The organism is Streptomyces sp. NPDC058086 (assembly GCF_042885015.1).
GTDB lineage: Bacteria > Actinomycetota > Actinomycetes > Streptomycetales > Streptomycetaceae > Streptomyces.
Genome location: NZ_JBHVST010000019.1, coordinates 133,267 through 140,444, shown reverse-complemented (window position 1 = coordinate 140,444; position 7,178 = coordinate 133,267). Strand labels below are relative to the sequence as shown.

Below are 7,178 nucleotides of genomic sequence, written 5' to 3'. Positions count from 1 at the left end.
GCGGGTTCGGGTGCTTCTTCGGCCTCGGGCTCGGGGGCTTCCGCGGTGATCGGTTCCGGGGTCTCTTCGGCGACCGGCTCCGAGGTCTCCTCGGCAGCGGGTTCGGGAGCCTCTTCGGCCTCGGGTTCGGGCTCCGGGGCTGACACCTCGGGGGTCTCGGCGACCGGCTCGGATTCGACCACGGGTTCCGGCTCGGGCGCGGGCGCCTCCACCGAGGCCTCAGCCTCTGCCTCGACCTCAGGCTCGGCGGGAACCTCGGTCTCAGCCTCGACCTCGGTCTCTGCCTCTGCCTCTGCCTCGACCTCTGCCTCGACCTCGGTCTCAGTCTCAGCCTCAGGCTCGGCCGGAACTTCGACCTCGACCTCAGTCTCGGCCACCGGCTCCACCGTGACCTCGGTCTCGACCTCGGGCTCGGCCGGAACCTTGACCTCGGTCTCGGCCGTGGTCACCGGCTCGGGGTCCGGAGCCGGAGCCGGGATCGAAGTGGAGGCGGAGACGGGAGCGGAAGCGGCAGTCGGCTCCTTCTCGGCCTTCTCCTCCTCGGTCGCCTTCGTCTCCTCGGTCGCCCTCTCCTCCAGTACCGGCTCCGCCGGCTTGGGGACCGTGACGTTGTCGAAGGCCGCCGACACCAGCTCGTCCACCACGGACGACTTGGGTTCCGGCTTCGGCGCCGACGCCGGCTCCGGCTCCGACGAAGGTGCGGGGATCTTCGGCTCGGCCGCCTGGGCAGGAGCCGGCGTGGGCTCCTGCTCGGTGGCCGGGGCCGGGACCGTGGGGGCCGTAGCCTCCGTCGGCGAGGTCTCCGCGTCGGCGTCACGCCCCTTGCGTGAGCGGCCGAACGCGTTCCGCAGGAGAGTGAGAATGCCCATGTGCGCAACCCTTCGCATGAGTTGAAGCCGTCAATCCCTGGCCAGGACGGACACGTAAGGTTAGCGGCCGTCTCCGGCGATCTTGGGCAGGGTCGGGTACCGACAGGTAGCGGTGTCAAGAGCGTTATCAAGACCCCTGTGAGAGCGGGAGGTTCACACTCTGTTCACCCGGCCGCAGGGTGCTTGCACCCGCACCACCCTAGCGTCACGCTCACACCAAGGGTTCGCAAGGGGAGAGTAAAGTGCGCAGACTGCTGCCGTTGATCGGAACACCCGGCTCGCATCCCGGCGGGCGATCCGCCCTGACCTGTCGGTTCCGCTGTGGTGACGCCTGCTTCCACGAGGTGCCCAACACCAGCGACAACGCGTACGTCGGTGATGTCATCGCCGGTGCGATCGGCCGCCGTTCGATGATGCGGGCCGCGGCCGTCGTCACGGTCGCCACGGCGACGGGTGCGGCGGTCGTCGGCACCGGCGCCCAGGGCGCGGAGGCCGCCGAAGCTGCTCCCGCGGCGGGAGGGGCTGTTGCGGGCCGTAACGGACATACCGCCGAAAAGGCCGCGCGCGGGCTGCGGTTCAGCCCCGTTGCCCCCAACACCGCCGACGCCGTCACCGTCCCCGGCGGATATGGCCAGAATGTCGTCATCCGTTGGGGTGAGCCCATTCTGCGCGGCGCTCCCGCCTTCGACCCGGAGCACCAGACCGCCAAGGCCCAGGCCGGCCAGTTCGGTTACAACAACGACTTCCTCGCTCTCCTCCCGCTGCCCGGTGAGCGCGGGCGGCAGCTCCTCGTGGCGAACCACGAGTACACCGACGAGGTACTGATGTTCCGCGGGTACGACCCCGCGAACCCCACCCGTGAGCAGGTCGAGGTGGCGTGGGCCGCCCACGGTCTGTCCGCCGTCGTGGTCGAGGAGGACCGCAGGACCGGCAGGCTCACCGCCGTCACCCGGCATGCCCTCAACCGTCGTGTCACCGCCACCACCGAGTTCCGGCTCACCGGCCCCGCCGCCGGATCGGAACTGTTGAAGACCTCCGCGGACCCGACCGGGCGCAAGGTGCTCGGCACGCTCAACAACTGCTCCGGCGGCACCACCCCCTGGGGCACCACGCTGCACGGCGAGGAGAACTTCAACCAGTACTTCGCCAACGCGAGCCGTGCCACCGACAAGCGGTACGGGCTCGGTACGGGCGCGACCGAGCGCAAGTGGGAGCGGTTCGACAAGCGGTTCGACGTGGCGCAGGAGCCCAACGAGTCGCACCGCTTCGGATACGTCGTCGAGTTCGACCCGTACGACCCGGCCTCCACGCCCCGCAAGCACACCGCGCTGGGCCGCTTCAAGCACGAGGCCGCGACCGTGCGGCTGACGGACGACGGGCGGCCCGTCGTCTACACCGGCGACGACGAGCGTTTCGACTACTTCTACAAGTTCGTCGGCAGCAAGCGGATGCGGCACGGTTCCTCGCGCTCCGTCCGGGAGCACAACCTCTCCCTCCTCGACGAGGGGACGCTCTACGTGGCCCGGCTGACCGGCGACTCCCCCGCCGCCGACATCGACGGCAGCGGGAAGCTTCCGGCGGACGGGGAGTTCGACGGCAGTGGTGAGTGGATTCCGCTGGCCACCGCGACCGCCCGCGGGGCCGTCTCGCACGTGGACGGGATGACGGCCGAGGAGGTCCTCGTCTTCACGCGGCTCGCCGGTGACAAGGTCGGCGCGACCAAGATGGACCGGCCCGAGGACATCCAGCCCTCCCCGCACACCGGCAAGGTCTATGTCGTTCTGACCAACAACACCAACCGTGGAAAGGCCGGGTCCGCGGCCGCCGACGAGGCCAATCCGCGCAACGCCAACAAGCACGGGCACATCCTGGAGCTCACCGAGCGGCGAGGCCGTGCCGAGGCGACCACCTTCGGCTGGTCGCTGTTCCTGGTCGCGGGCGACCCGGCCGATCCCGCCACCTACTTCGCGGGCTTCCCGAAGGACAAGGTCAGCCCGATCTCCTGCCCGGACAACGTGGCCTTCGACCCGCACGGCAACCTGTGGATCTCCACGGACGGCAACCAGCTCGGCTCGCACGACGGCCTGCTGGGCGTGGCGACGAAGGGCGAGCGGCGCGGTGAGCTGAAGCAGTTCCTGACGGTGCCGACCGGCGCGGAGACCTGCGGGCCGATCATCCAGGACCGGCGGGTACTCGTCGCGGTCCAGCACCCGGGCGAGATCGACGGCGCGTCGGTGGAGAAACCGGCGAGCAACTGGCCCGACGGACCCGGGAGGATCGTGCGCCCGGCGGTCGTCTCGGTGTGGCGCGCGGACGGCTGCGACATCGGGGTCTGAGGTCGCGGGAGTCGTCGCGGGAGTCGCGTACGGGGCTCAGGGGAGGGCTGGGACGGGGTTGTCCACGCCGCTGCGTTCCAGCCACTCCCGGTATGCCGGGGACTGCTGTGCCGTCTCCCGGTACGCCTCCGCCAGGTCCGGATAGACGCCGTCCAGCTCGGCCTCGGTGCGGGCCGCGAGCAGCAGACGTACGCCGAGGGGGTCGCCGTACAGCCTGCGGACCACCGTCTCGGGGTCCGACTGGCGGGTCGGCTGGCAGACCGTGACGACCTCACCGGTCGCCACCAGGGATGCCGTCGTGTGGTAATCGCCGTGCAGGACACGGGGGTTGAGCCCGGCCGAGCGCAGCATCCGGTGCACCGCGTCCCACTCGCCGTCGACCGTCGGGTCGATCATCCAGCGGTCCTCGGCCAGGTCGGAGAGGCGTACGACGGAGCGCGCGGCGGCCGGGTGGTCGTTCGGCAGGGACACGAACTGGGGCTCGCGCTCGACCAGGACGCGCAGCCGCAGCCCGCTGGGGATGCGCAGCGGGCAGCCCTCGACCTCGTGCACGAAGGCCACGTCGAGCCGGCCCTCGGCGACCAGGTTGAGCAGGGCGTTCGCGGACACGTCCATCTGGAGGAGCGGTTCCTTGCGGCGTTCGCGCAGCCGGCGCAGCCAGCCCGCGAGGGCACGGCTCGCGGTGGAGCCGATGCGCAGCTGGGGGTCGTCCGCGGCGGCGGCGCGGGCCTCCGCGACCAGGGACCGCATTTCGGCCACCAGCGGGCGGGCCCGGCCGAGCACGACCCGGCCGAGCGGGGTCGGTCGGCAGCCGGTGCGTTCGCGGGTGAACAGCTCCCCGCCCAGCTCCTGTTCGATCCGCCGCAGCTGGGTGCTCAGCGAGGGCTGGGCAACGCCGAGCAGGCGCGCGGCGCGGTGCAGGCTGCCGGTGTCGGCGATGGCGCACAGCGCGCGGAGATGCCGGACCTCAAGCTCCATGCCGTCGGAGCCTAAGTCGCGGACGTGGGTTGCACCAGACGCACAAACCCCTTGCAAGGCAGGCGAGTTGGGCGCTCCGGGACGGTTGCGGACAGCTCGCCCCGATAGGGCTGTCCTATCGCCGATTGCCATCATCCCAGCGGACGCACAGGCATCGACACTCACCGATGACGACTTGACCCCCCACACAAGGAGTCATCATGCGACTCTCCCTGCCCATGCTCTCGGCCGCGGTCGGGTTGGGCCTCACGGCCGCCACGTTCGGCGCGGTCCCGGCCACGGCGGCCCCCGCCCCCGCTCCCGCCCCCGCTCCCGCCTCCGCGTCGGCCCCGTACGCCGGTTACTCCGGATCGGCCGCGGAGGCCAAGGCGAACCAGGCGTTCTTCCAGGCGGTCATCAGGTCCGTCGCCGAGAAGCGCGCCGCGAACCCGAGCAGCGCCGCCGCCGTCACGGTCGTCTACAACGCCTCCCGCGCGCCGTCCTTCAGCGCGGAGATAGCCCGCAGCACCCAGATATGGAACAGCGCGGTCTCGAACGTCAAGCTCCAGTCGGGTTCGGCGTCGAGCGCCGACTTCACCTACCGCGAGGGCAACGACTCGCGTGGCTCCTACGCCTCCACGGACGGTCACGGCAGCGGGTACGTCTTCCTCGACTACGCGCAGAGCGAGCAGTACGACCCGATCCGCATCACCGCGCACGAGACCGGCCATGTGCTCGGTCTGCCCGACCACTACTCCGGTCCGTGCAGCGAACTGATGTCGGGCGGTGGCCCCGGCCCGTCCTGCACCAACGCGATCCCCAACGCGACCGAGCGCTCGCGCGTCAACCAGCTCTGGGCCAACGGTCTCGCGCAGGCACTGGACAAGGCGCTGAGCAAGACCGACGCCCGCTAGGCCCTGTCGGCCGACAGGGCCCGGGCGCCGAGCGGCTGCCGAACCCGTATACCGCATACTGCCGTTCCCCACCCCCCACAGGTGCGGGCCGTCCCCTGCACGGGCGGCCCGCACCCCCCTGTTTCCGGACCGGTCAGCGCGGCGACGCGATGGCGCGGGCCGCCGCGACCTCCTGGCGCAGCGGCTCCAGCACACTGCCGGCCGGCCCCGTGAGATCCGTGCGGACCGCGATGAGGGTGTCGGTCTCGCGCAGCCCGTCCGACAGCTCCCGCAGTTGCAGCGCGACGTGGGAGATCTCGGCCGGTGAGGGGCGCTGGGCTCCGTGCCGGAGCCGTACCCCGGCGGCCGTGGTCGCGTCCACGATCCGCTCGGTCGCGACGACGAGCGGCAGCCAGGCGGCGGCGCGCCGGCCGTTCGGCGGCGGTTCGCTCAGGGCGCGCTGGAACTCCGTACGGATGGCGGACAGGTCGCGGTAGAGGCGGCGCCGCATCCGGGCGCGGGCGGCGGGGTCGACGTCCGTCCCGAAGGCGTACTCCACATAGCGGGCGGTGTCCGCGACCGCGTCCGCGAGGCGGTCGCCGACCCGGGTGTGCCAGCTCTCCGGCCACAGCAGATAGCCGGCGACGAGGGCGATCGCGCAGCCGATGAGGGAGTCGACGAGGCGTGGCACGAGCAGGGCGGTGCCCAGGTGGTTGAGGACGTCGGAGAGGAGGAGGATCACCGGGGTGACGGCGGCGGTCTGGTAGCCGTAGCCGCGTGGGCCGAGGACCGGGATGAGCGGGCCGAGGACGAACATGACCGGCACGTCCCACCAACCGAGCGGCACCAGGGCGAGGACGACGGCCGCGACGACGAGCCCGGCGACCGTGCCGAGCGCGCGCAGCAGCGCCCGGGAGAAGACCGAGCCGAAGTCGGGCTTCATGACGAAGGTGATGGTGAGGGCGACCCAGTACGAGCGTGGCACCGGGACGAGGGAGACCAGGGCCTGGGCGAGGCCGATGCACAGGGCGAGGCGCAGGCCGTAGCGCCAGGAGGCGGCGGACAGCAGGACGTTGCGGGCGGCGCGGGTGGCGCGGACGCGCAGGGCGGCGGGCCTGCCGAGGCGGTCGTCGACGTTGTGGAGGGACGCCTTGTCGGCGTCCCGGTCGCTGACGACGTCGGCGGCGTGCCGCAGGGCGTGGTCGACGGCGCGCGCGGTCTCGTTGGTGGGGACCGGCAGGCCGAGCCCTATGGGGCCGGTGTAGCCGGTCTCGATGGCGTCGGCGAGGTGGCGCAGGGCGTTTGGGACCTCGGGGGGCAGCGGCTCGTTGAACTGGTGGACGGCCGGGGCGGCTTCGACGACGGGCGTGATGGCGTTGAGCTGGGCGAGCAGCCGGACGACTTCGGGGCTGCGGCCGTGGTGGAAGGCGCGCCGGGCGAGGGCGAGGTCGTAGGACTGGTTGAGGGACTGGGTGACGGCGAAGCGGACGTCGACGTACCGCTCGGTGCCGGTCGCGGCGAGCAGGTCGGCGACGGTCCGGTAGGTGTGGGCGACGGCGGCCCGTTCGGGGACGCCCGAGCGCAGCGGCCAGGCGAGCAGGGCGAGGGCCAGCACGAGGAGGCCGCCGCCGGACATCAGCACGGGCGCGAGCCACCAGGATCCCGGCAGTGGAAGCCCGGCGCCGATGGAGCAGTTGAGGAGGAGCAGCAGGCTGGACACGGAGGCCACGGCGCCGATCGTCGAGATCATCCCGGAGACGAGCGCGACGCCGGTGACCGCGCCGACGGCGACCCAGCCGTGGCCGAAGACGAGCGAGCCGATGGTGACGCCGATCGCGCCGAAGAGCTGGGGGACCGCGATGTTGAGGATGCGCATGCGGTAGGCGTCGGCGGTGTCGCCGATGACGCCGGACAGGGCGCCCATGGAGGCGAGGGCGCCGTACGCGGGTTCGCCCGCCGCGAGGCCGATCGCCAGCGGCAGGGTCAGCGCGATCGCGGCGCGCGAGGCGGCGGCCCAGGGGATGGGGGCCTGCTGCGGCCGGAGGTTCCTGACCAGCCAGTCGGGAGGGGTGAGAACACTGGGCAACTGGCGGGGCATGGCCTCATTATGACCGCATCGCGCT

Annotated in this window: 4 protein-coding genes and 1 pseudogene; 2 read left to right on the top strand and 3 right to left on the bottom strand. The window is 72.0% G+C overall.

Annotated features, from left to right (window positions below; translation table 11 throughout):
- Nucleotides 1-869 (bottom strand): annotated as a pseudogene (locus tag ACFVWD_RS17905) (Toxic cation resistance protein); the annotation flags it as partial.
- Between the two features lie 242 nt (nt 870-1,111).
- On the opposite strand from ACFVWD_RS17905, the gene ACFVWD_RS17900 reads away from it, so the two are divergent.
- Nucleotides 1,112-3,205: a PhoX family protein gene (locus ACFVWD_RS17900; protein ID WP_389597115.1), complete on the top strand. Its 2,094-nt coding sequence runs from the start codon at nt 1,112-1,114 to the stop codon at nt 3,203-3,205.
- Nucleotides 3,206-3,241: 36 nt separating this feature from the next.
- On the opposite strand, the gene ACFVWD_RS17895 is transcribed toward ACFVWD_RS17900, so the two are convergent.
- On the bottom strand, nt 3,242-4,183 hold the full coding sequence (locus ACFVWD_RS17895) for a LysR family transcriptional regulator (RefSeq protein WP_389597114.1): 942 nt from the start codon (nt 4,181-4,183) through the stop codon (nt 3,242-3,244).
- A gap of 200 nt (nt 4,184-4,383) precedes the next feature.
- Between ACFVWD_RS17895 and snpA the strand changes: the two genes are divergently transcribed.
- Nucleotides 4,384-5,076 carry a snapalysin gene (snpA, locus tag ACFVWD_RS17890; RefSeq protein WP_389597112.1) on the top strand — a complete coding sequence of 231 codons (693 nt, stop codon included), beginning with the start codon at nt 4,384-4,386 and terminating at the stop codon, nt 5,074-5,076.
- Between the two features lie 133 nt (nt 5,077-5,209).
- On the opposite strand, the gene ACFVWD_RS17885 is transcribed toward snpA, so the two are convergent.
- Entirely contained in the window at nt 5,210-7,153 is a 1,944-nt protein-coding gene (locus ACFVWD_RS17885; RefSeq protein WP_389597110.1) for an FUSC family protein, read from the bottom strand.
- Nucleotides 7,154-7,178: the final 25 nt, after the last annotated feature.

Bases quoted from the DNA above. Each gene is read 5' to 3' on its own strand.
- ACFVWD_RS17895 (WP_389597114.1), bottom strand. From the start codon at position 4,183: ATGGAGCTTGAGGTCCGGCATCTCCGCGCGCTGTGCGCCATCGCCGAC.
- snpA (WP_389597112.1), top strand. From the start codon at position 4,384: ATGCGACTCTCCCTGCCCATGCTCTCGGCCGCGGTCGGGTTGGGCCTC.
- ACFVWD_RS17885 (WP_389597110.1), bottom strand. From the start codon at position 7,153: ATGCCCCGCCAGTTGCCCAGTGTTCTCACCCCTCCCGACTGGCTGGTC.